Annotated in this window: 19 protein-coding genes; 10 read left to right on the top strand and 9 right to left on the bottom strand. The window is 16.9% G+C overall.

The features are described 5' to 3' along the window. Positions 1-339: 339 nt before the first annotated feature. The 3 genes from aspS to ruvC are packed head-to-tail and all read left to right on the top strand — an operon-like array spanning position 340 to position 3,338. The gene (aspS, locus tag GJT90_RS02070) at positions 340-2,097 is read left to right on the top strand and encodes an aspartate--tRNA ligase (RefSeq protein ID WP_168920220.1); all 1,758 of its coding nucleotides are present in this window, start codon (positions 340-342) and stop codon (positions 2,095-2,097) included. A 16-nt stretch (positions 2,098-2,113) separates the two neighbouring features. Continuing rightward, entirely contained in the window at positions 2,114-2,836 is a 723-nt protein-coding gene (locus GJT90_RS02065) for a YebC/PmpR family DNA-binding transcriptional regulator (protein WP_168920219.1), read from the top strand. A 34-nt stretch (positions 2,837-2,870) separates the two neighbouring features. Continuing rightward, a complete protein-coding gene (gene ruvC / locus GJT90_RS02060; protein ID WP_168920218.1) occupies positions 2,871-3,338 on the top strand; it encodes a crossover junction endodeoxyribonuclease RuvC in 468 nt (155 codons plus the stop codon). A 120-nt stretch (positions 3,339-3,458) separates the two neighbouring features. Here the strand turns inward: ruvC and crr are convergent, their stop codons facing one another. The 3 genes from crr to GJT90_RS02045 all read right to left on the bottom strand — a co-directional run bounded on the left by crr (position 3,459) and on the right by GJT90_RS02045 (position 6,103). After that, the gene (gene crr, locus GJT90_RS02055) at positions 3,459-3,971 is read right to left on the bottom strand and encodes a PTS glucose transporter subunit IIA (RefSeq protein WP_168920217.1); all 513 of its coding nucleotides are present in this window, start codon (positions 3,969-3,971) and stop codon (positions 3,459-3,461) included. A 16-nt stretch (positions 3,972-3,987) separates the two neighbouring features. After that, on the bottom strand, positions 3,988-5,715 hold the full coding sequence (gene ptsI / locus GJT90_RS02050) for a phosphoenolpyruvate-protein phosphotransferase PtsI (RefSeq protein WP_168920216.1): 1,728 nt from the start codon (positions 5,713-5,715) through the stop codon (positions 3,988-3,990). A 133-nt stretch (positions 5,716-5,848) separates the two neighbouring features. Then, positions 5,849-6,103: an HPr family phosphocarrier protein gene (locus GJT90_RS02045; RefSeq protein WP_168920215.1), complete on the bottom strand. Its 255-nt coding sequence runs from the start codon at positions 6,101-6,103 to the stop codon at positions 5,849-5,851. Positions 6,104-6,403: 300 nt separating this feature from the next. On the opposite strand from GJT90_RS02045, the gene lysA reads away from it, so the two are divergent. Next, positions 6,404-7,675: a diaminopimelate decarboxylase gene (lysA, locus tag GJT90_RS02040; RefSeq protein ID WP_168920214.1), complete on the top strand. Its 1,272-nt coding sequence runs from the start codon at positions 6,404-6,406 to the stop codon at positions 7,673-7,675. Here lysA and GJT90_RS02035 read toward each other — a convergent pair. Beyond that, complete coding sequence (locus GJT90_RS02035) at positions 7,672-8,358, bottom strand: MutH/Sau3AI family endonuclease (RefSeq protein ID WP_168920213.1); 687 nt, start codon at positions 8,356-8,358, stop codon at positions 7,672-7,674. The genes lysA and GJT90_RS02035 overlap by 4 nt on opposite strands. Before the next feature lie 73 nt (positions 8,359-8,431). Between GJT90_RS02035 and lgt the strand changes: the two genes are divergently transcribed. From lgt to recD, 4 genes are read left to right on the top strand one after another with little or no spacing between them, the layout of a single operon-like run. After that, on the top strand, positions 8,432-9,262 hold the full coding sequence (lgt, locus tag GJT90_RS02030; protein WP_168920212.1) for a prolipoprotein diacylglyceryl transferase: 831 nt from the start codon (positions 8,432-8,434) through the stop codon (positions 9,260-9,262). Between the two features lie 7 nt (positions 9,263-9,269). Continuing rightward, a complete protein-coding gene (locus GJT90_RS02025) occupies positions 9,270-12,467 on the top strand; it encodes an exodeoxyribonuclease V subunit gamma (RefSeq protein ID WP_168920211.1) in 3,198 nt (1,065 codons plus the stop codon). An 18-nt stretch (positions 12,468-12,485) separates the two neighbouring features. After that, on the top strand, positions 12,486-16,028 hold the full coding sequence (gene recB, locus GJT90_RS02020) for an exodeoxyribonuclease V subunit beta (protein WP_168920210.1): 3,543 nt from the start codon (positions 12,486-12,488) through the stop codon (positions 16,026-16,028). Positions 16,029-16,061: 33 nt separating this feature from the next. After that, the gene (gene recD, locus GJT90_RS02015; protein ID WP_168920209.1) at positions 16,062-17,915 is read left to right on the top strand and encodes an exodeoxyribonuclease V subunit alpha; all 1,854 of its coding nucleotides are present in this window, start codon (positions 16,062-16,064) and stop codon (positions 17,913-17,915) included. An 8-nt stretch (positions 17,916-17,923) separates the two neighbouring features. Here the strand turns inward: recD and rplS are convergent, their stop codons facing one another. From rplS to ffh, 5 genes are read right to left on the bottom strand one after another with little or no spacing between them, the layout of a single operon-like run. Then, on the bottom strand, positions 17,924-18,286 hold the full coding sequence (rplS, locus tag GJT90_RS02010) for a 50S ribosomal protein L19 (protein WP_168920208.1): 363 nt from the start codon (positions 18,284-18,286) through the stop codon (positions 17,924-17,926). Further along, entirely contained in the window at positions 18,279-19,064 is a 786-nt protein-coding gene (gene trmD, locus GJT90_RS02005; protein WP_168920207.1) for a tRNA (guanosine(37)-N1)-methyltransferase TrmD, read from the bottom strand. Before trmD ends, rplS begins: the two co-directional genes overlap by 8 nt. A gap of 27 nt (positions 19,065-19,091) precedes the next feature. Continuing rightward, a complete protein-coding gene (gene rimM, locus GJT90_RS02000) occupies positions 19,092-19,616 on the bottom strand; it encodes a ribosome maturation factor RimM (RefSeq protein ID WP_168920206.1) in 525 nt (174 codons plus the stop codon). 22 nt (positions 19,617-19,638) lie between these two features. Continuing rightward, entirely contained in the window at positions 19,639-19,872 is a 234-nt protein-coding gene (gene rpsP / locus GJT90_RS01995) for a 30S ribosomal protein S16 (protein WP_168920205.1), read from the bottom strand. A gap of 25 nt (positions 19,873-19,897) precedes the next feature. Then, on the bottom strand, positions 19,898-21,274 hold the full coding sequence (gene ffh / locus GJT90_RS01990) for a signal recognition particle protein (RefSeq protein WP_168920204.1): 1,377 nt from the start codon (positions 21,272-21,274) through the stop codon (positions 19,898-19,900). A gap of 185 nt (positions 21,275-21,459) precedes the next feature. Between ffh and GJT90_RS01985 the strand changes: the two genes are divergently transcribed. Together GJT90_RS01985 and GJT90_RS01980 are read left to right on the top strand one after the other, a co-directional pair. Beyond that, positions 21,460-22,209, top strand: coding sequence for a Nif3-like dinuclear metal center hexameric protein (locus GJT90_RS01985; RefSeq protein ID WP_425482525.1), 750 nt, complete (start codon positions 21,460-21,462; stop codon positions 22,207-22,209). 147 nt (positions 22,210-22,356) lie between these two features. After that, entirely contained in the window at positions 22,357-23,748 is a 1,392-nt protein-coding gene (locus GJT90_RS01980; protein WP_168920203.1) for a basic amino acid/polyamine antiporter, read from the top strand. The last annotated feature ends 4 nt before the right edge of the window (positions 23,749-23,752 follow it).

Here is a 23,752-nt window from a genome sequence, read left to right as displayed (position 1 = left end):
ATAAGTATATATTTTATGTCATTAAATATAATCTAAAAGATATTTAATAAAATTTATTTTTAATAATATTTTTAATCTATTTAGTTATATTTTTTAAAAAATATTTTAATTATATAATACAATTAAAAATATTATGATTAATTTTTAATTTATTTTGACCAAATTTATTCAATTAAGTCTTTTTATTTAAAATATACAAAGTGATATATTTATTATTAAATATAATTATAAATAAGTATAAATGTTAATTTTTATAATTAAATGTAATTTTATTACATAATAAAAATTATTATTTGTTATAAAATCAATATATTAATTTTTTTAAAAAAGGTTTGATAAATGGAAAATAAAATTTATTGTGGTCATATTAATAAAAAATATATTAATCAGGAAATAATTATTTATGGATGGGTAGATAGTTACAGAAATTTAGGAAAATTAATTTTTGCAAATATAAAAGATAGAGAAGGGATAATCCAAGCTGTTTTTAAACCTAAATATATAATTGCCTATAAAATAGCAACTAAATTACGTAATAATTTCTGTGTTAAAATTAAAGGAATAATAAATGAAAGAAAAGAAAAAAATAAAAATTTAAATTTATTTACTGGAGAAATAGAAATTATTGTATTTGATATATTTATATTTAGTAAATCTAAACCATTACCTATTGACATAAATATTGTAAATACAGAAGAAACTAGATTAAAATATCGATATTTAGATTTAAGACAAAAAAAAATGGTTAATATAATAAAATTAAGATCAAAAATAATTTATTATGTTAGAAATTTTTTAGAAAAAAATCAATTTTTAAATATTGAAACTCCTATATTAACAAATATAACTCCAGAAGGATCTAGAAATTATTTGGTACCAAGTAGAATACATAAACATAATTTTTATGCATTACCACAATCACCACAAATATTTAAACAATTATTAATGATCGCAGGATTAGATAGATATTATCAGATAGCAAAATGTTTTCGTGATGAAGATTTAAGATCAGATCGTCAACCTGAATTTACTCAAATTGATATAGAAGTATCTTTTATAAAATCAAAAAAATTTCGATCTTTTATAGAAGAAATAATATTTCATTTATGGAAAAATATTAATAATGTATTATTACATGATTTTAAAATTTTAACTTATAATGAGTCAATGAAATTTTTTGGAACTGATAAACCTGATTTAAGAAATAAATTAAAACTTATAAATTTAACTAATTTTTTTATAAAAAAAAATAAAATAAAAAATAAAAATAGAATAATTTCTATTTTACTTAAAAATAAATATTTAAATAATATAAAAATAAAAGATTTAAAAAAATATCAACATTATTTAAAAAAATATGGTACAAAAGACTTAAATATATATCAAGTTTATAATAATAAATTAATTAATATTTTAAATAATAAAAAAAATTTTTTCTCTACAAATTTAAATGAAGAAAAAATAAAACATATCATTTATAAAAGTAATGCTAATAATAATGATATTATTTTTATTGGTACAGAAGTAATAGATGGGAATATTTCATCTATGGGATTATTAAGAAAAAAATTAGCAAAAGACTTTAATTTAATTAATAATAATAAATTATCTTTATTATGGATTATAGATTTTCCATTATTTAAAAAAAATAAAATAGGAAATTTAGTTTCAGTACATCATCCTTTTACATCTCCTAAAAAATCTTTTTTACAAAATATATTAGAAAATAAAAATCTTGAAGAAGTTTTATCAGATTCATATGATTTAATAATTAATGGTTATGAAATAGGTAGTGGTTCTTCTAGAATATATGATTCTAAAATACAAAAAAAAATATTTAGTATTCTTAAAATTAAAAAATTAACTCAACAAAAAAATTTTGGTTTTTTTCTTAAATCTTTAAAATTTGGTACACCACCACATATAGGAATAGGATTAGGTTTAGATCGATTAGTTATGTTATTAACTAATACAAATAATATTCGTGATGTAATTGCCTTTCCTAAAAGTACTTCAGCAACATGTCTCTTAACACAATCTCCTAATATTATTAATGATAATATCTTAAAAGAATTAGGATTAACATATATAAAATAAAAAAGGATAGTTTTTTATGTCAGGACATAGTAAATGGTCTAATACACGTTATCGAAAAAAAATACAAGATAATAAAAAAAGTAAAATTTTTTCAAAAATCATTAAAGAATTAAATTCTGCTATAAAAATAGGACAAGGAATAAATCCAAAATATAACTCTAAATTACGTTTAGTTATAGAAAAAGCATTATCATATAATATAAATCGTTTAACTATTAATAATTTTTTACAAAAAAATATAAAAAAAGAAAAAAATAATAAATTAAAAGAAATTTTTTATGAAGGATATGGTCCGAATAATGTTGCATTAATGATAGAATGTTTAACAGATAATAATAATAGAACTGTATCTTTTATACGTTATATTTTAAATAAAATAGGAGGTAATTTACATAAAAATGGTACAGTAAATTATATATTTGAAAAACAAATACATATAACATATGTATCTATTAATAATAATTCAGAAAATATTATAAATATTGCTGAAAAATTTAATGCACATGATATTATTTTTAATAAAAACAATATTAAAATAATCTTTACACAAAAAAAATATAAATTTTTTACTAAACAAATAAAAAAATTTAAAATAAAACCTATTAAAACAGAATTAATAGTAAAACCATTATTTAAAAAAAAAATAAGTATTTTTATAAAAGAAAAATTAATGAATTTATTCTTTTTATCTAAAAAATGCAAAGATATTAAAAATATTTATCATAATGCTGATATATAATAAATATTATATTATTTAAAAAAAAGATTATATTATGACGATAATTTTAGGTATTGATCCTGGTTCTAGAGTAACAGGATATGGTTTAATTAGAAAATATGGAAAAAAAATAATTTATATTGATAGTGGATGTATAATTTTAAAAATAAAAGATTTTCCTACAAGATTAAAAATTATTTATAATAATGTAAGTGAAATAATAAATAAATTTAAACCAGATAGTTTTGTTATAGAACAAATTTTTATGGCTAAAAATGCAGATTCTGCTTTAAAATTAGGACATGCAAGAAGCGCTGCTATAGTATCTGCTGTTAATCATAATCTTTCTGTTTTTGAATATTCAGCAAGTAAAGTAAAAATGACTGTTGTTGGTGTAGGAAATGCTAAAAAAAAACAGGTACAAGATATGGTTTTTATGTTATTAAAACTACCTTATTATCCTAAGACAGATGCTGCTGATGCGTTAGCAATTGCTATTACACATAGCCGTATTTTTTTATAAAAAGTAATAATTATATAAAAATTATTTTTTAATAAACAATTTTTTAAAAAGTATAACATACCATATTTTTTAATAATTTTTTCTTATTAAAAAAAATTTTTCTATAAGATTAAAATTTTATTAATTATAAATTTTTAATATAGGGTCAATACCGGCAATAACTCTACCTACATATTTTTTGAATTTAGTAATTTTTTCAATATTAGAAATTACTACTGGAGTTAAGATAGATTTAGTATTTTTTTTTAAAAAATCTAAATCTAATTCAATAATAATTTCCCCTTTTTTAACTATATTAAGATTATTTTTAATAAAATTAAATTTTCTTTTAAATCCCTTACCTTTTAAATTTACTGTATCAATTCCAAAATGAACGAATAATTCTATATTATTTTCAGTTTTTATAGAAAATGCATGGTTAGTTTCAAATATTTTACCAATAAAACCATCAACTGGAGAAACTATCAAATTTTCTTTAGGATCAATAGCAATACCATCTCCTACTATTTTATCTGAAAATACAATATCAGGAACTTTTTCTATATCTATTATATTTCCTGTGATAGGAGCAAATATTTTAGTAATATTGATTTTTTTATGTTTTTTTTTAAAAAAACTAGAAAAAATATTCATATTTATTACCTCTTATTTAATAAAGATTAATTTTTTTGTTAAATTCTAATAATAAATTATTAATATTTTTAATATTAGATTGTAATAAAATATTATTAGCTAATTCTATTGCTTGTTTCATTTCTATTTTACAAATAATATTTTTAATTTTTGGAATAGAAATAGCACTCATACTAAATTCATTTAATCCCATTCCCAATAATACAGGAATAAAGTATTCATCACCTGCTAATTCACCACACATTCCTGTCCATTTTCCTTCTGAATGTGAAGCATCTATAACTTTTTTTATTAAATAAAATATAGCAGGATGCATTGGATTATATAAATGTGAAATTAAATCATTACCACGATCTACAGCTAATGTATATTGTACTAAATCATTAGTTCCGATACTAAAAAAATCAATTTCTTTTATTAAATGATTAGCTATTATAGCAGAAGCAGGAGTTTCTATCATTATTCCTATAGGAATATTTTTATTAAAATCATATTTTTTATTTTGTAATTGTTTTTTCAAAAAATTTAATTCTTCTTTTAAAAAAAGAACTTCTTCTATTGATATTATCATCGGAAACATGATATGTAATTTACCAAAAATAGATGCTCTTAATAAAGCTCTTAATTGAGTATGTAAAACATCTTTACGATCTATACTAATTCTAATAGCTCGATATCCTAAAAATGGATTTTCTTCTTTAGGTAAATTCATATAAGGTATTTTTTTATCTCCACCTATATCCATTGTTCTAATAATAACAGATTTTCCATTCATATTTTTTGTTACATTTTTATAAACATGAAATTGTTCTTCTTCAGTAGGAAAAGAATTTCGATTCATAAATAAAAATTCTGTACGATATAAACCTACACCATCAGCACCATTTTTGATAATACTTTTTAATTCTTTTAATGAACCTATATTAGCACAAACTTTAATTTTATAATTATCTTTAGTTATAGCAGGTAAAATACATGTTTTTTTAAGTTTATTTTTTTCTATTATATATTGATTATATATTATTTTATTTTTTTTAATTATTTCATTTGAAGGATTAATAAATATTTTATTATTAATACTATCTAAAATAATATAATCATTAGTTTTAACTTTTGTAGTTATATTACCAGTACCTACAATAGCAGGTATTTCTAATGAACGAGCCATTATAGCAGTATGAGAAGTTTTACTACCTAAATCAGTGATAAAACCTAAAATTTTTTTTAAATTTAATTGAGCAGTTTCTGAAGGTGTAAGATCTTTTGCAATTAAAATTACTTGACTATCTATTTTATCTAAATTTTTAGTATTTAAACCTAAAATATTTTTTATTAAACGATTTCCTATATCTTTAATATCAATAACTCTTTCTTTTAAATATTTATCATTTAAATTTTTTAATATTTTTATTTGTGATTTTATTACTGAATTTACTGCAGTATCTGCTGATAAAAAATTATTTTTTATTAAAGATAAAACTTCTTTAGTCATTTCTTCATCTTGTAATAAAAGAATATGACCATCAAAAATTGATAACTTATCAGAATTAAATTTTTTTAATGAATTTTTTTTTATATATTCTAATTGTTTAATAGATTCTTTTTGTCCATTCAAAAATTTTTTAATTTCTAAATCTATTTGATTACTATTAATTTTATTACAATTAATAATAATATTATCTATTTTTAATAAAAAAGCTTTACCAAAAGAAATACCAGGAGAAGCTGAAATTCCTGAAATCATATACTTTACCTCTATTATTAGATAATAATTTTTCTATTAAGTTTTAAGAATAAATTAAATTGTTTTTATAAAAAATTAATAATTTAATTTTATTGAATAAAAAATAATAATTTTATAAAAATAAAAAACTAGTTTATAATTTTTGAATTACATTTATTAAATGTTTCATTGCATTATCTTCATCTTTTCCTGAAATTTTTAAAATAATTGAAGTACCTTTAGTTAATCCTAAAGTTTGTATTTTAAATAAACTTTTAGCATTGACTGTTTTTTTATTAGAAGTAATTGTAATATCTGATATAAAATTTTTTGCTTCTTTTACAAAAATTGCTGCAGGACGTGTATGAAGACCATTTTTACTATTAATAATAATTTCTTTTTCTAACATTATTATATCCTAAAATTTAATATATTTAATAATATTTATTATAACAAATTAATATTTATTTAATTTATAAAAAATTAAAAATAATTTATTATAATAATAATGATTATCTATATAAATAATGATTTTAAATATTATATATTTATATATATTTTATTTTATAAATAACATAGATAAATTATCTTGGCTACTAAATTAATTAAAGGTATAATTTATGTTTTTATTTAAAATTTTTGTTAAAATATTATTTTTATTTAAAATAATATTTTAACAAAAATTTTATTCTTAGGATAAATAATAAAAATGATAGTAAAATTATTTGATAAAAAGTATAATAAAAATAATATTTCAATTCAAACTATTTTATCTTTAATAAAAAATTATAATACTCCATTTTGGTTGTATTGTGCAGAAAATATAAAAGATAAAATTACACAATTAAAACAGTTTGATACAATAAGGTTTGCACAAAAAGCTTGTTCTAATATAAATATTTTAAAATTAATGAGATATGAAGGAGTAAAAGTAGATGCTATTTCTTTAGGAGAAATAGAAAGAGCAATAGTAGCAGGATATAATCCTAAAAAAATAAATGATATTATTTTTACATCTGATATTTTTGATAAAGAAACATTAAGATATATTAAAATATCTAACATTACTGTTAATATCGGTTCTATTGATATGTTATATCAATTAGGTTATATATCAAAAGGTCATAATATATTATTAAGAATTAATCCCGGTTTTGGATATGGACATAATAAAAAAACAAATACAGGAGGAGAAAAAAGTAAACATGGTATATGGTATAAAGATTTAAAAAAAGCTATTTCTATCATAAAAAAATTTAATTTAAATTTAATTGGTATACATATGCATATAGGATCAGGAGTAGATTATCAACACTTAAAAAAAGTATGTAATTCAATGTTATATAATGTTTTACAAACATATATGCCAAAAATTGATATTATATCTGCAGGAGGAGGATTATCTATTCCTTATAAAATAAATGATCTAAAAGTAGACACTAATCATTATTTTAATTTATGGGATAATACAAGAAATATTATTAAAAATTTTTTTAAAAAAAATATAAAATTAGAAATTGAACCAGGAAGATTTTTAGTAGCTGAATCTGGTATATTAATTTGCCAGGTATGTGCTATAAAAATAATAAAAAATAAAAGATTTGTTTTAGTTAATATAGGTTTTAATGATTTAATTCGTCCTGTTATGTATGGAAGTTATCATTATATATCAGCTATATCATCTAAAGGTAAAGATATGTCTATTTATCCAAAAGTAAAAACTATTGTTGCAGGTCCTTTATGTGAATCAGGAGATATATTTACACAAACAGATGATGGTGAAATTATTTTTTTTATGTTACCAATAGTAAATGTTGGTGATTATCTAATTTTTCATGATACTGGAGCATATGGAGCATCTATGTCTTCTAATTATAATAGTAGACCTTTAATACCAGAAATTTTAATTGAAAATAATATTCCTAGAATAATTAGACGTCGCCAAAAAATAAAAGATTTAATAAATTTAGAATTATTTTAATTTTTAAAATTAACTTTATTTTTTAATATATAATTTAAAAATTTTTTTTTAAAATAAAAAGATTTAGGAGTTACAAATATAATTTTCCCATTTTTATCTATAGCTTTTGTTAATTTTTTTTTGTTAGATTTATTTTTAACTAATAAAATATAACCATTATAAGAATTAATATCATTTATTTGTCCTAAAATTAATAATTTAGTTAAATTATTCCAATCATTACATAATTTTATTTTATCATTATTAGAAGGTTTCCATAAAAATGCTTTTCCAATTTTATTCATAAAAAAAGGAGTATTTACATTTTTAATAATAGGTATCCATAAAATTTTTGATATTTTATCATATAATTTACTTTTATAAAATAAAAAATTATTTTCATTAATCAAAGAAAAAGAACAAATAAAATTATCATTAATGACTTTATTTTTTTTATTTATAGTAATTGTTTTAATTTCTATACCTAAATATGGCAAATCTTGATTCAATTTATTATTTTGATGTTTTCCTATTAAGTAAAATTCAATTAATTTTCCCATAATTCCTTTATCTTTATTTATATTTTTAGGTATTTTATAATTTAACCATCTTGCAATATCAATTATATTAAATCCTTTTATTAATTGTGCTCTTAATAATAACATTTTTTCTTCATAAATAATTGAAGAAAACATTTTTTTCATATATATTAAAATTTAATTTATAAATAATATATTGTATAATATTATTATAAATAAAATAAATTTATAATAAAAAATGAATACAAAATATTTTTTATTTCCTAATATAAATCCAATCTTTTTAAAGATAAATAAAATAAATATTTATTGGTACAGTATTTTATATTTAATTAATTTTTTATTTATAATAAATATATTTAAAATAAAAAATATTAAAAAAAATAATAATTTATTATATTATTGTTTTATAGGTTTATTATTGGGTGGAAAAATAGGTTATATAATATTTTATCATATTTCTGATTTTATAAAAAATCCAATTATTTTAATTAAATTATGGGAAGGAGGTATGTCATTTTTTGGTGGTTTAATAGGAACTATTATAGTTTTAGTAATTTATGCTTATAAAAAAAAAAAAAATTTTTTATTATTAACAGATTCTATAGTACCTATAGTGCCATTAGGAATTGGTATGGGACGTATTGGTAATTTTATTAACAGTGAATTATGGGGTAAAGTTACCAATGTTTCATGGGCTTTTATATTTCCAAATTCAATTGAAAAAGATTTAATTTATATACAAAAAAACCTAAAATACAAAAAATTATTTATACAATATGGTAATTTGCCTAGGCATCCTACACAAATTTATGAATTCTTTTTAGAAGGTATATTTTTATTTTTTATTTTAAATGTAATTTTTAAAAAAAATTTTTTTGTAGGATATAAATCTAGTTTATTTTTATTATTTTATGGTATAATACGTTTTTTTGTAGAAAATTTTAGAGAACCTAATATACAATTTTATTTTTTTTATTATTATTTTACTATAGAACAGTTTTTTTCTATACTAATGATAATTTTTGGATTAATTATTTTTTATAAAAAATTAAATAATAAAATATAATTTAAATATGTTAACAACTTATAATTCTAATAATATAGATATCTTATTAAATCTTGTAAAAATACAAATTTTAAAACAACCACTTATTAACCCATTAAAATCAGAAATAATTATATGTAATAATATAAATTTTTCTAAATTAATGAAAATAAATTTTTCAAATATATTAGGAATATATGGTAATATTAATTTTTTTTCTTTTGACACATTTATTTGGAATTTATTTAAAAAAATAATACCTAATATAGATAAAGATGATTTTTTATGTAAAGAAAATATTATTTGGAAAATAGCATTAATTATTCCTAAATTAATATATACTTCAGAATTTACTTATTTTAAAAAAAATTTTTTTTATAAAATAAAAGATTTAAATTATTTATTTAATTTGTCTATACAAATAGAAAATTTATATGATAAATATCAAAAATATCAGCCAGAATGGTTACTATTATGGGAACATAATAAAATTATTTCATCTTTAACAGATAAACATCAAATATGGCAAGCAAAATTATGGAAAGAATTATTAATATATTATAAAAATAAATTAAATAAAACATTATGGAATTATGGTAAATTATATAAATTTTATAAAAAATATAAAAAAAATAATAATTTTAAATATAATTTTTTACCAGAAAGAATATTTATATTTGATATACAAAATATTCCTTTAATATATTTAAAATTATTAAAAGAAATAGAAAAATACATAGAAATACATATTTTTATATATAGTCCATCTAAATATTATTGGGAAAATATATCAAATTATAAATATAATGAAAATATTAATATTAAAAATGAAAATTATTTTTATAATAAATTATTATATTCTTGGGGAAATTATCATTTAAATAATATTAATAAATTAATAAATTTTCCAGCTAGAATTATTGAAGTTTTTATAAAAAATAATGCAACAAATTTATTAAATAATATTAAAAATGATATTTTATATTCACATGAGAATCAAATAAATTACAAAAATAATCAAAAAAAAAAAGAAATAAATTATGTAGATAAATCTATTCAAATATATATTTGTGAAGATTTTTATACAGAAGTAAAATTATTATATGATAATATAATGTATAATTTAAAAAAAAATAAACATTATTTTTTACATGATATAGTAGTTGTATCTCCTAATTTAAAATTATATATTCCATTTATTGATTCAATATTTAAAAATTGTAATTTACCTATTAATATAAGTTCTAATCCTGATAAAATAAAAAATTTAAATATTTTTAAAAAAATTTTATTTTTACTAGAATTACCTTATAAAAAATTTACTCCTGAAGAAATTTTTTTTTTATTAGAAGATAAATATATATCTAAAAAATTTCTTTTAAATAAAGAAGATTTAGAATATTTAAATTATTGGATTAAAAAATTAGGAATAAAATATGGTTTAAATTTTAAAAATTTTAATAAAATTATTTTTACTAAAGATCAATATACATGGAAATTAGGTTTACATCGTATGTTCTTAGGTTATGTTTTTAATTCTGAAAGATGGAAAAATATTATTCCCTATAATGGTTCTATTAGTTTATCTCAAGAATTACTTGGTAAATTTACTAATTTTTTATTTAAATTAGAAAAATGGAAAAACAAACTTCATAAAAAATATTTTTTAAAAAAATGGAAAGAAATAATATTAAAATTATATTCTGATTTTTTTCCATATAGTAATTATTTATATAATAATATATATTATATTATAAAAAAAATCATATTTTTTATTGAAAATGGTTTAGAATCAAAATATAAAAAAAAAATATCTATTGATATAATAATAGAAAAAATTAAATATGAAATTAAACAAAAACATAAAAAATTTTTTTTTCATATAAATAAAATAAATTTTTGTTCTTTTAACATATTTCAAAATATATCTTTTAAAGATGTTTTTATAATAGGTATGAATAATGAATATTTTCCAAAGAAATCATATCCTATTATTTTTGATTTAATGAAACATTATCCTTATAAAGAAGAAAAAAATTATATAGATGAAGATAAAAATTTTTTTTTAAAATTATTAATGTCTACAGAAAAAAAATTATATATTAGTTATTTTAATAATAAAAAAATAAATAATATTAAAAATATTTCTTCTAGTATAGTAAATGAATTATTAGAATATATTTCTAATAACTATTATATTAAAAATATTAATATTAATGATTATATTGTTAAATATATTTATAAAAATAAATTTAATTTTTTATCAACAAATGAAAAAAAAAATAATAAACATAATAAAAATATTAATATTTTAAAACCTATTAAAATAACAAAAATAAAAATTAATAATTTAATTAATTTTTGGAAACATCCTATAAAAGGTTTTTTTAATCAAAGATTAAAAATATATTTACAAGATTTAAATCAAATTAAATTATTAAATACAGAACCATTTAATATTAATTATTTACAAGAATATATAATAAATAAAAAAATATTATATTCATTAATTTTAAATAAAAATATTAATAATTTATATAATTATTATTTAAATAATAATATTTTACCTTATGGATATCATGGAGAAATATGGTGGGAAGAAAAAGTAAATAAAATGAAAAAAATATTTAATAATAATTTTAAAAAATATACGTATAAAGAAATAATTAAGAAAATTAACTTTAAAATTTTAAATATTAATATAAAAGGAAAAATAAAATATTTTAATTATAATACTAATAAATTAATAAAATTTGAACCTAAAATAATAGATATTAAAACTATTATCAGTTTATGGATAAAACATTTAATTTTGTGTATAAATAATATTTCTGCTAATTCTAGTTTATTAATATTTGGTTTAAAAAATACAAAATATATTTTTCAATATTTATCTGAAGAAAAAGCTTACATTTTATTAAAAAAATATGTCAAAGGTTATTTATCTGGTATGAATTCTCCTATTATGTTACCTATGCAAAGTTCATGGAAATGGATAAATACCTGTTATGATAAAGAAAAAAAATGTATTAATAATAATTATTATATTCAAAATAAAGCAAAAAAAAATTTTTTTTATTATTGGTATAAAAATAATTATTCTCAAGGAGAATCTAATGATCTATATTTTAATAGATTAAATTTTAATTTAAATCAAAAAGAGTGGTTACAAATGCCAAAACTTATCCAAAAATGGATGTTTGATCTAATGTATTATGCTAACTAAAATTAATATTATAAAATAATGAAAAATAACATAATAAAATTTATAGAATTTAATCCATTTAAAGAAAATTTAAAAGGAGAATATCTTATAGAAGCGTCAGCTGGCACTGGAAAAACATTTACTATTATTATAATATATTTAAGAATGCTTTTAGGAATATATCAAAAAAATAATAATGTTCTTCCTTTAACTGTAGAACAAATTTTGGTAGTAACTTTTACTGATATTGCAATACAAGATTTATATCAAAGAATAAAAAAAAGTATTTATATATTACGTATAGGATGTATAAAAGGTAAAAGTAAATATGATATTATAAATAAACTTATAAAAAAGATTAAAGATAAAAAATTAGCTATTAATTTATTATTAAAGGCTGAATTAAATATCCATAATGCATCTATTTACACAATACATTCTTTTTGTCAAAAAATTATAAATTTAAAAAATTATGAATTTCATAATTTTTTTTTTAATAATAAAATAATTAATGATGAATTAATTTTACAAAAAAAAGCTTCCATAATTTTTTGGAGAAAATATTTTTATAAATTACCCAAAAAAATAACTAAAATTATTCTTCTTTATTGGAAATCTCCTAGTGATTTATTTAATTCATTATTACCTTTTATATCAAGAAAACCAACACCGATAATAAAAAATTTGTTTAAAAAAATTAATATATCTGAACAATTTTATAAAAATATAAAGTATATTAATATAATAAAAAAATTTTGGATTAAATATAAAAATATTATAATAAATAATATTTATAATTCTGATGTTAATAAACATATTTATAATAAAAAATTATTAAATAATTGGATAGATATTATTAATATATGGAGTTCTGTAAAAACTATAGATAATTATTATCCTAAACAATTATTAAGATTTTCCCAAAAAATTTTAATTGATAAAACTATTAATAAAAAAAAAATACCAAAACATATTTTATTTAAAATAATAGAAAAATTTTTAAATAAAATTATTAATTTAAAATTTTTAATCATTTTAAATGCTATAAAATATATAAATGAATATGTAAAAAAAAAAAAAAAAAAAACAAAAAAAATAAGTTTTAATGATTTATTAATTATCTTAAATAAAGAATTAAATGGTACATTAGGAAATCAAATATCTAAAGATATAAGAAATTTATTCCCTGTTATTTTAGTAGACGAATTTCAAGATACAGATCAACAACAATATAATATTTTTAAAAAAATATATATGAATCAACCAAAAAATATTATCCTATTAATAGGAGATCCTAAACAAGCTATTTACTCTTTTAGAGGTGCTAATATTTTTACTTATTTAAAAGCTTTATCTGAAATTAAAAAATGTTACACATTAAAAAATAATTGGCGTTCATCTAGTACAATGGTTGAAGGTGTAAATAAATTATTTTCAAATAGATCATATCCTTTTTTATTTAAAAATATAATTTTTCATCCCATATTTTATACAACACAAAAATTAAATTATCATTTTATTATAAATAATAAAATAAAATCTGGTATTACTTTTTGGTATATTAATGAAGAAATTAGTATAAATTCATATAAAGAAAAAATGTCATATCAATGTGCATATAAAATATATAAATTAATAATTTTAGGACAAAAAAATAAAGCTTTTTTAAATAAAAATGGAACAAATAAAAACATCAACATTTCAGATATAACTGTTTTAGTTCGTAATCGTTATGAATATAATATTTTAAAAAAAGAATTTATAAAATTTAACTTACCTTATATTTATTTATCAAAATTTGATAATATTTTTAAAACACAAGAAGCTAAAGAACTATTAATACTATTAACATCTATTTTAGAACCTAATAAAAAAAAAAATATTAGAAATTTTCTAGCAAGAAAATTATTTAACATAAATTTATGCTATTTTGATAGCAATAAAAAAAAATCTTTTATTGAAAAAATAATTTATAAATTTAATAAATATAAATTTATTTGGGAAAAAAAAGGTATTTTAAATATGTTAGAAACAATATTTATAAAAGATACTTTTTTTAAAAAAAATATTTTAAATTCTATTCAAAAAAAAAAAATAACTAATATTTTATATTTAGGTGAACTAATACAAATTTCATGTTTTAATAAAAAAAATAATAAAGCAATAATAAAATGGTTATTACAACAAATTACATATCCTAATAAAATTTTATTAAATAAACAAAATAAATTATATGATAATGTGAATAAAATAAAAATTATGACAATACATCAATCAAAAGGTTTACAATTTCCTATTGTTTGGTTACCATTTATTGCTTCAAATACTTTAGACTTAATAAATGATAATGGTATAATTTTTTATGATGAACAAAATTTTAAAATAACTATAGATTTTGAAAAAAATCATAAAAGTATAAAATCATTTTTAAAAGAATCACTTTCTGAAAATTTAAGATTATTATATGTAGCTTTAACAAGATCTATATTTCATTGTAGTATTGGTATTGCTAATATAAAATTTAATAATTTAAAACAACAAAATCTATATTCGTTATATACTACTTCTTTAAATTTTTTAATTAAAAAAAAAAATAATATATCTAATATAGATTTTAAAAAAATTTTACATAGTTTAAAAAATAAAGATATTTGTATTAAAAATATAAAACAAAAAAAAATTTTAAAATTAAAAAATATATATAAAACAAATAAAAAAAAAAAATCTTTATTTAAATTTAAAAATGAAAATTATGATTATATAAATAAAATATTATTAAGTTATTCAAAAATAAAAAAACAACAAAGTTGTAATTTTAATTATTTCAATAATAATAGTTATAAATATAAATTTTTAAATTTTAATCAAACAAATATAAAAAAAACACAATATACTTTTCCTATTGGGAAAAATATAGGAATTATGATTCATAATATTTTTGAAAAATTAGATTTTACAAAATCTATTACAAGAAATTTTATTAAAAAAGAATTAATTAAAAAAAATATTAATTTTTCCTGGAATATTATATTAACTAATTGGTTAAATAATATTTTAAAAACACCATTAGGTAAAAATAAAATCATTTTAAATAAAATAAATAATGAAAATAAAATAACAGAATTTGAATTTTTCTTATCAATAAAAAATTTCCTTTTTTTTGAAGAATTTAATAATATTATAAATAAATATGATTCTATTTCTAATAAACTTCCTAAGTTAAATTTTCAAAAAATTAAAGGATTTTTAACAGGAATAATAGATTTAATTTTATTATGGAATACAAAATATTATATTATAGATTATAAAACTAATTGGTTAGGATATAATAGTAAATACTATCAAAAAAAATATCTTGAAAAAGATATATGTTTAAATCGTTATGATATACAATATCATATTTATACTTTAGCTTTACATAAATATTTAAATTATCGTATTAATAATTATAATTATGAAAAAAATTTTGGAGGAATTATATTTTTATATATTAGAGGAATTCATAAAAAAAAAAAAAATGGTATTTGGGAAATTAAACCATCTTATAAAATAATTAGTAAATTAGATAAATTATTTTGTTAATTTTATTTTAATAATATTTGATGATAAAAAAAAATGTATAATTTTTTAAAAAAATTATGTAAAATAAAAATTATTCGTTTAATTGATTTATATTTTGCTCTTATATTTGTTTCTAAAAAACAAAAACTTTTAATGTTTGCTATTACTTTACTTAGTAATAGTATTGGTAAAGGAAATGTTTGTTTACCAATATCAAAATTATATTTAAAAATAGTTTTTAAAAATAAAAAATATTTTTCTTTATTAAAAAAGATACAAGAAATAAATAAAATTACAAATTGGGAAAAAATATTATTATCTTATAAAGATATTGTAAGTAATGGGGAAAAAATTACTCCCATTATATTGGAAAATAATTGTTTATATTTATATAAAAATTGGGATGAAGAAAATTTTATAATTAAAAATTTTACTAAAAATAATTATATTCTTATAAAAGAAAATAAAATTCAAAATATATTAAATTTTTTATTTAAAAAAAATGAAATATTACAAAAAATATCTGTTATTTCTTCATTAACACACAGAATTAGTATTATAACTGGTTCTCCTGGAACAGGAAAAACAAGTATAATATCAAAAATAATATTTACATTTATTAAAATTTTTTCAAAAACTTTAAAAATAAAAGTTGCTGCAGCTACTGGAAAAGCAGCTGTTAGATTAACAGAATCTATAAATGAATTTTTTCAAAATATTCCTAAAGAAAAAATAAATGAGAAAGAAAAAAAAAATATTCCAGACAAAGCAACTACTATACATAGTTTATTAAAATTAGGTATATATACTAGAAAAAATACATTTAATAATACTAATATTTTAGATATAAATTTATTAATAATAGATGAATCATCTATGATAGATTCTAATTTAATGTATATTATTTTAAAAACATTATCTAAAAAAAGTCATTTAGTTTTATTAGGAGATGACCATCAATTACCTTCTATAGAATACGGAAATATTTTTAAAGATTTGTGTTATTTTAAAAAATTTTTTTTCACACAAGAATATTTTTCTTGGTTAAAAATAATTATTAATAATCAAATAGAAAAAAATATTAAAAAAAAAGCTTTCTTTTTTCGTAATTTTATTACCGTATTAAAACATAATTATAGATATAAAACTAATTCAGGAATTAATAAATTAGCAATTGCAATAAAAAAAGGAAATATTATAAGAATTAAAGAATTATTTTTATCAAAAAAATTTAATAATATACACTATATTAATATTCTTAATATTAAAGAATATAAATTAATGATACATAATTTTATTAATGAATATGAAAAGTATTTTATTTATTTAAATAAAAATACTTATGAAAGCACTAAAATTATAAATAAGTTTAATGATTATCAAATAATCTGTGCTGTAAAAAATGGATTATTTGGTACAAATGAAATTAATTTTCTTATAGAAGAAGAACTCTTTAATAGAAAAATAATAAATAATAATATAAAAAATAATAATTGGTATATCGGAAGACCAATTATTATTACACAAAATGACAGTTTTTTAAATTTATTTAATGGTGATATTGGTGTTACTTATTTAGATAAAAGTAATCAAAAATTAAAAATTAAATTTTTATTAACAAATAAAAAATATACAATAGTTGACATTAAAAATTTACCAGCATACGAAATAGCATATGCCATAACAGTACATAAATCTCAAGGATCAGAATTTAAAAATGTTTCTTTAGTATTACCAAATAAATTATATCCTTTATTAACAAGAGAACTTATATATACTGCTATTACAAGAGCAAAAAAAAATATAACAATTTACAGTAGTGAATTAATTTTTTATAATTCAATAAAGTTAAAAATTAAAAGATATTCTAATATAAAAAAAAAAATTATAAATTATAAAAATAACTAAAAAAAAATTTATTTAATATTAATTTTTTCTTTAATACGTGCTGATTTTCCTGTTAATTGACGTAAATAATATAATTTAGATTTTTTTACGTAACCTATTTTTTCTATTTGAATAGAATCAATTATTTTAGAATATAAAGGAAAAACACGTTCAACTCCGATACCATTAGATAATTTTCTAACAGTAAAAGAACAATTAAAACTATTTTTTTTAGTTATTGAAATAACAACTCCTTCAAAATTTTGAAGTCTTTTTTTTGAACCTTCAACAACCCATATTTTTACTTTTATTGTATCTCCAGATCGAAATAAAGGAAATTTTTTATAATTTTTCATTTGTTCTTGTTCTATATAATTAATAATATTATTCATCTTTTTCTCCCAAAAAATTATTTTTCTTTAAATAAGAATTTTTAAATTCATTAAATAAAATTTTTTCTTTCTTAGTTAATTTTTTTTTTTTTAATAAATCTGGCCTTTTTATCCAAGTAATACCTAATGATTGTTTTAATCTCCATTCTTGGATTTTTTGATGATTTCCTTCTAATAATATAGAAGGAACTTTTTTTTGTATTAATAAATTTTTTAATACTCTAGGACGAGTATAATTAGGTGCCTCTAATAAACCATTATTAAAAAATGAATCAGTATAACATGAAGATATATGATTTAATACTCCAGGAATTTGTCTTACTAATATATCTATTAAAATCATAGCAGGTAATTCTCCACCACTAACAATATAGTCTCCTATAGAAATTTCTTCATCTACAAAATTCTGAATAATACGTTCATCTATACCTTTATATCTACCACAAATTAATATTATATTATTATATAATAATAATTTTTTAATAAGAGATATACTAATTTTTTTTCCTTGAGGAGATAAATAAATTAATTTAGTATTATTTTTCATTTTTAATTTTGCTTGACAAATAGATTTTATTAATGGTTCTGCTCTTAATATTACACCATCTCCTCCTCCATAAATATAAGCATCTACTTTACTATTTTTGGTATCAGTAAAATCTCTAGGATTAAAAAAATTAATGTTTAATAATTTTTTTTTAATACTTTTATTAATTAAACCATAATTAAAAACTGATTGAAACATCTCAGGAAATAAACTAATAATATTAATTAACATAATAATTTTTATATACCATACATAAAATTATAAATACCAATCTACTTCTATAAAATTATTAATTAAATCTATGTTTTTTATTATTTTATTTTTAATAAAAGGAATTAATATATTTTTTTTTCTATTTATATTTAAATAATTAGATTTAATTACAATAACATCATGAATTTTTATTTCTATAATATTAATAATAACACCATAATAAATTTTTTTAATATTAAAAACTTTACATCCAATTATATCATTCCAAAAATATTCATTTTTATTCTTATATTTAATTAAATTATATTTAAATATATAAATTTTATGATTAATAAAATTAATTACATCTTTATTATCAGATAAATGATTAATTTGAACAATATAATAATTTTTTCGACATATATATTTATTAAATTTTATAAAAAAAATATTTTTCTCATTATTTAAAACAAATAAATTTTTATAAAAAAATATATTTATTTTTTTTTCAGTATAAGAAAATAATTTAATCCAACCTTTTATACCATAAATTTTACCAAATTGTCCTAAAATTATTTTTTTTTTCAACATATTTATTATTTAATAATAAAAATTATTTTAATAGATTATATACTCTTTTAGAGAGAGTAGCTCCTTTAGATAACCAAAAATCAATTCTTTCTTTATTAAAAATTATTTTTTTTTTATTATCATTAAAATTAAATGGATTAAAATAACCTAATTTTTCTATAAAACGTCCATCTCTAGCATTTCTATTATCTGTGACAATTATTTGATAAAAAGGTTTTTTTTTTATTCCTTTTCTAGTTAATCTAATTATAACCATAATTATTTTCCTCATATTTTAAATTTTAAAAGAATTTTTTCCCTATAAATTTTTTAATTTTATTTATTATTTTATATATATTATTATTTTTTTTCATTTTTTTTGTAATTAATTTTATTTGATTATAATATTTTATGATAATATTTATTTTTGTAATAGGTATACCAGAACCAGAAGATATTCTTTTTTTTCTAGAAAAATTAATTATATTAATATCTTTTCTTTCTAACTTAGTCATTGATTTCATTATAGTTTTTATATCATTAATAGTTTGATCATCTATATTAATAATATTTATTATAGGATGTGACAAATATTGTATATTATTTAGTTTCATTTTTTTTAATAAGATGTTTATATTTTTACTACCTATTTTTTTTATTTGTTCTAATTGATCTATAAAATCTTGTAGATCTAGATTATTTTTATTTTGTAATTTCTTAATTAAATTTTTATTTTTTTTAAAATTAATTGTTTTTTGTATATTTTTAATAATAGATAATTCAGAAGACATGCCTAATATTTTAGATGTAATTTTTTCAGGAGAAAATACATCCATATTATTAATTTTTTCTCCAGTACCAATAAATTTTATTGGTTTTTTTATTATATATTTAACTGATAAGATTGCACCACCTCTAGTATCACTATCAGTTTTAGTTAAAAAAATTCCTGTTATAGGTAATATTTTATTAAATTTTTTAGCACTATTAATTGAATCTTGTCCTGTCATTGCATCAATAACAAATATTGTTTCTATAGGATTAAGTGTTTTATGGATATCTTTTATTTCTTGCATCATTATATTATCAATATGTAATCTTCCTGCGGTATCAACTATAAGTATATCATAAAAATTGATTTTAGCATAATGTAATACTTTTTTAGATATCTCTATTGGAGAATTTTTTTGATTAACATCAAAATAATCTATTTTTACATTTTTTGATAAAATATTTAATTGTTGTATAGCTGCTGGTCTATATATATCCGTAGATACAACAATAATTTTTTTCTTATATTTTTTTTTTAAAAAATAAGCTAATTTTACAACACTTGTTGTTTTACCTACTCCTTGTAATCCAGTAAATAATATTACTGCTGGAGGTTGTGTAGCTATATTAATACTTTTATTTGAAGAATCCATTATTTGAATCAAATTTTCTTTCACTAATGTTATAAATTCTTGTCCTGGAGTAAAACTATTATTAATTTTTGTTCCAATTGCTTTTTTTTTAATTTTATTAATAAAATCTTTAACAACTTCTAAAGCTACATCAGCTTCTAATAAATTTATATAAATTTCATCTAAAGTTTTTTTTATATTTTCTTCTGTTAATCGTCCATAGTTTCTAATTTTTAATAATGTTTTAGATAATTTATTACTTAAGTTAGTAAACATTTAAATTCCTCATATATAATATAAATTATAAATTAAATGTAGAAATTTTAATTTTAATAACAAACATAGATTTAATTTAATATTTTAAATTTATAATTATTATAATAAAAATATTTTTTTTTAAAATAAAAAAATATAAAATTTTAAAATAAAAATTAAATATATATAAATTATAAAAAACATATATGATAAATAATAAACAATTAGAAATTATTATTAATAATAAATTAGATACAAAACTAAATATAAAAGATTATATACCTAATGGGTTACAAATAGAAGGTAAAAAATATATAAAAAATATTATACTGGGAGTAACTGCTTGTCAAAAATTATTAAATTTTGCTGTTAAATTAAAAGCAGATGCTATTATAGTACATCATGGATATTTTTGGAAAAATGAATCTCCTATTATTAGGGGTCATAAAAAAAAAAGAATATACACAATTTTAATTAATCATATTAATTTATATAGTTGGCATTTACCTTTAGATTTAAATACTAAAATAGGAAATAATATTTATTTAGCAAATTTATTAGATATAAATATACATGGTAAAATAAATAATTTTATTTTTTACGGATATTTAAAAAAAAAAATTTATATAAAAGATTTTATTATAAAAATTACAAATAAATTACATCGTACTCCATTATATTTTGGTAAAAATAAATTTAAAAAAATTCATAAAGTAGCTTGGTGTAGTGGAGCAGGACAAAAATTTTTTGAAGAAGTAGTAGATTTTAATATAGATGTTTTTATTACAGGAGAAGTATCAGAGATGAATATTCATATTGCAAGAGAATATGATATACATTTTATTAGTGCAGGACATCATGCAACTGAAAAAGGAGGTGTAATTATGTTAGGTAAATGGTTAAAAAATAAATTTAATTTAAAAACTAACTTTATTGACATATATAATCCAGTATAAAAAATATATTTTAATAAAATTATTTTTATTTATTATAAATTTTTTTGTAAAAATATTTTTGTAAATTTAAAAAATTTTCATTTTATAATTTAATATTTAAATAAATGATTAAAAAATTTATAATTTATATAATTTAAAGGAATTATTTTGAATAAAAAATTAAATCTTATAGCACTTACATCATTAGTACTTAGTTCTATGTTAGGTGCAGGAGTATTTAGCTTACCTCAGAATATGGCAGTAATTGCAAGTCCTATTGCTTTAATTATAGGATGGATTATTACTGGACTTGGAATTATTTTTTTAGCAAAAACTATGTTATTATTAAATCAATTAAAGCCAAATTTTGAAGGAAGTTTGTTCGCATATGCTAAAGATGGATTTGGAGAATTAATTGGTTTTTATTCAGCATGGGGATATTGGTTATGTGCCGTAATTGCTAATGTTACTTATTTAGTTATTATGTTTTCTGCGATTAGTTTTTTTATTGATACTCCAAGTTATATTTTTTTTGGAAATGGTAACACGTGGCAATCTATATTAGGAGCTTCCATTCTATTATGGTTAATTCATTTTTTATTATTAAAAGAAACACAAACTGCATCAATTATTAATATAATAACAACATTGTGTAAATTAATTCCTTTAATTATTTTTATATTTTTATCAATAATTGCTTTTAATATAAAAAAATTTAACATAGATCTAATAGGAATTAATTTAAATGTTCCTTTATGGGAACAAATTAAAAATACTATGTTAATTACTTTATGGGTATTTATTGGTGTAGAAGGTGCCGTACTTTTATCTTCTAAAGCTAAAAATAAGAAAGATATAGAAAAAGCAACATTTTTAGCAATAATAATTGCATTATCTATATATTTATTAGTAACTTTATTACCTTTTGGTATTATGAATAGATTAGATCTAGCCAGTATGACAAATCCATCAATGGCTGGAATTATGACAATATTAATTGGGAAATGGGGTAATTTATTTACTTTATTAGGCTTAATTATATCAGTATGTGGAGCATATTTTAGTTGGACAATTATGGCTGCTGAAGTGCCATGTATAGCAGCAAAAAATAAAATATTTCCTATAATATTATCTAAACAAAATGAAAATAGATCTCCATCATATGCTTTATGGTTTACTAATATTAGTATACAATTATTTTTAATAATAATTTGGTTAACTAAATTAAATTATAATAATTTATTAACTATTGCATCAGAAATGATATTAATACCATATTTTTTAGTTGGAGCATATTTATTTAAAATATCTTTTAAAAAATTTAACAAATATAACTTATTGATTAGTTTAGGTTCTTGTATTTATACTATTTGGTTATTATATGCAGCAGGATGGTTAAATTTATTATTTTCATTAATTTTATATACTTTTGGTTTAATATTTTTAATATTAACTAAATTAACGAATAAAAAAATTTTATTATTAAATAATAAAGAAAAATTTTCTTGTTTTATTTTATTAATTATATCTATTTATATTATATATTTTTTTATTAAATAGATAA

This window comes from Enterobacteriaceae endosymbiont of Donacia dentata (assembly GCF_012570745.1).
Lineage (GTDB): Bacteria > Pseudomonadota > Gammaproteobacteria > Enterobacterales > Enterobacteriaceae.
The sequence above is the reverse complement of the archived record's forward strand: the minus strand, read 5'-3'. Positions and strand labels throughout refer to the sequence as shown.

Bases quoted from the DNA above. Each gene is read 5' to 3' on its own strand.
- aspS (WP_168920220.1), top strand. From the start codon at position 340: ATGGAAAATAAAATTTATTGTGGTCATATTAATAAAAAATATATTAAT.
- GJT90_RS02065 (WP_168920219.1), top strand. From the start codon at position 2,114: ATGTCAGGACATAGTAAATGGTCTAATACACGTTATCGAAAAAAAATA.
- ruvC (WP_168920218.1), top strand. From the start codon at position 2,871: ATGACGATAATTTTAGGTATTGATCCTGGTTCTAGAGTAACAGGATAT.
- crr (WP_168920217.1), bottom strand. From the start codon at position 3,971: ATGAATATTTTTTCTAGTTTTTTTAAAAAAAAACATAAAAAAATCAAT.
- ptsI (WP_168920216.1), bottom strand. From the start codon at position 5,715: ATGATTTCAGGAATTTCAGCTTCTCCTGGTATTTCTTTTGGTAAAGCT.
- GJT90_RS02045 (WP_168920215.1), bottom strand. From the start codon at position 6,103: ATGTTAGAAAAAGAAATTATTATTAATAGTAAAAATGGTCTTCATACA.
- lysA (WP_168920214.1), top strand. From the start codon at position 6,404: ATGATAGTAAAATTATTTGATAAAAAGTATAATAAAAATAATATTTCA.
- GJT90_RS02035 (WP_168920213.1), bottom strand. From the start codon at position 8,358: ATGAAAAAAATGTTTTCTTCAATTATTTATGAAGAAAAAATGTTATTA.
- lgt (WP_168920212.1), top strand. From the start codon at position 8,432: ATGAATACAAAATATTTTTTATTTCCTAATATAAATCCAATCTTTTTA.
- GJT90_RS02025 (WP_168920211.1), top strand. From the start codon at position 9,270: ATGTTAACAACTTATAATTCTAATAATATAGATATCTTATTAAATCTT.
- recB (WP_168920210.1), top strand. From the start codon at position 12,486: ATGAAAAATAACATAATAAAATTTATAGAATTTAATCCATTTAAAGAA.
- recD (WP_168920209.1), top strand. From the start codon at position 16,062: ATGTATAATTTTTTAAAAAAATTATGTAAAATAAAAATTATTCGTTTA.
- rplS (WP_168920208.1), bottom strand. From the start codon at position 18,286: ATGAATAATATTATTAATTATATAGAACAAGAACAAATGAAAAATTAT.
- trmD (WP_168920207.1), bottom strand. From the start codon at position 19,064: ATGTTAATTAATATTATTAGTTTATTTCCTGAGATGTTTCAATCAGTT.
- rimM (WP_168920206.1), bottom strand. From the start codon at position 19,616: ATGTTGAAAAAAAAAATAATTTTAGGACAATTTGGTAAAATTTATGGT.
- rpsP (WP_168920205.1), bottom strand. From the start codon at position 19,872: ATGGTTATAATTAGATTAACTAGAAAAGGAATAAAAAAAAAACCTTTT.
- ffh (WP_168920204.1), bottom strand. From the start codon at position 21,274: ATGTTTACTAACTTAAGTAATAAATTATCTAAAACATTATTAAAAATT.
- GJT90_RS01985 (WP_425482525.1), top strand. From the start codon at position 21,460: ATGATAAATAATAAACAATTAGAAATTATTATTAATAATAAATTAGAT.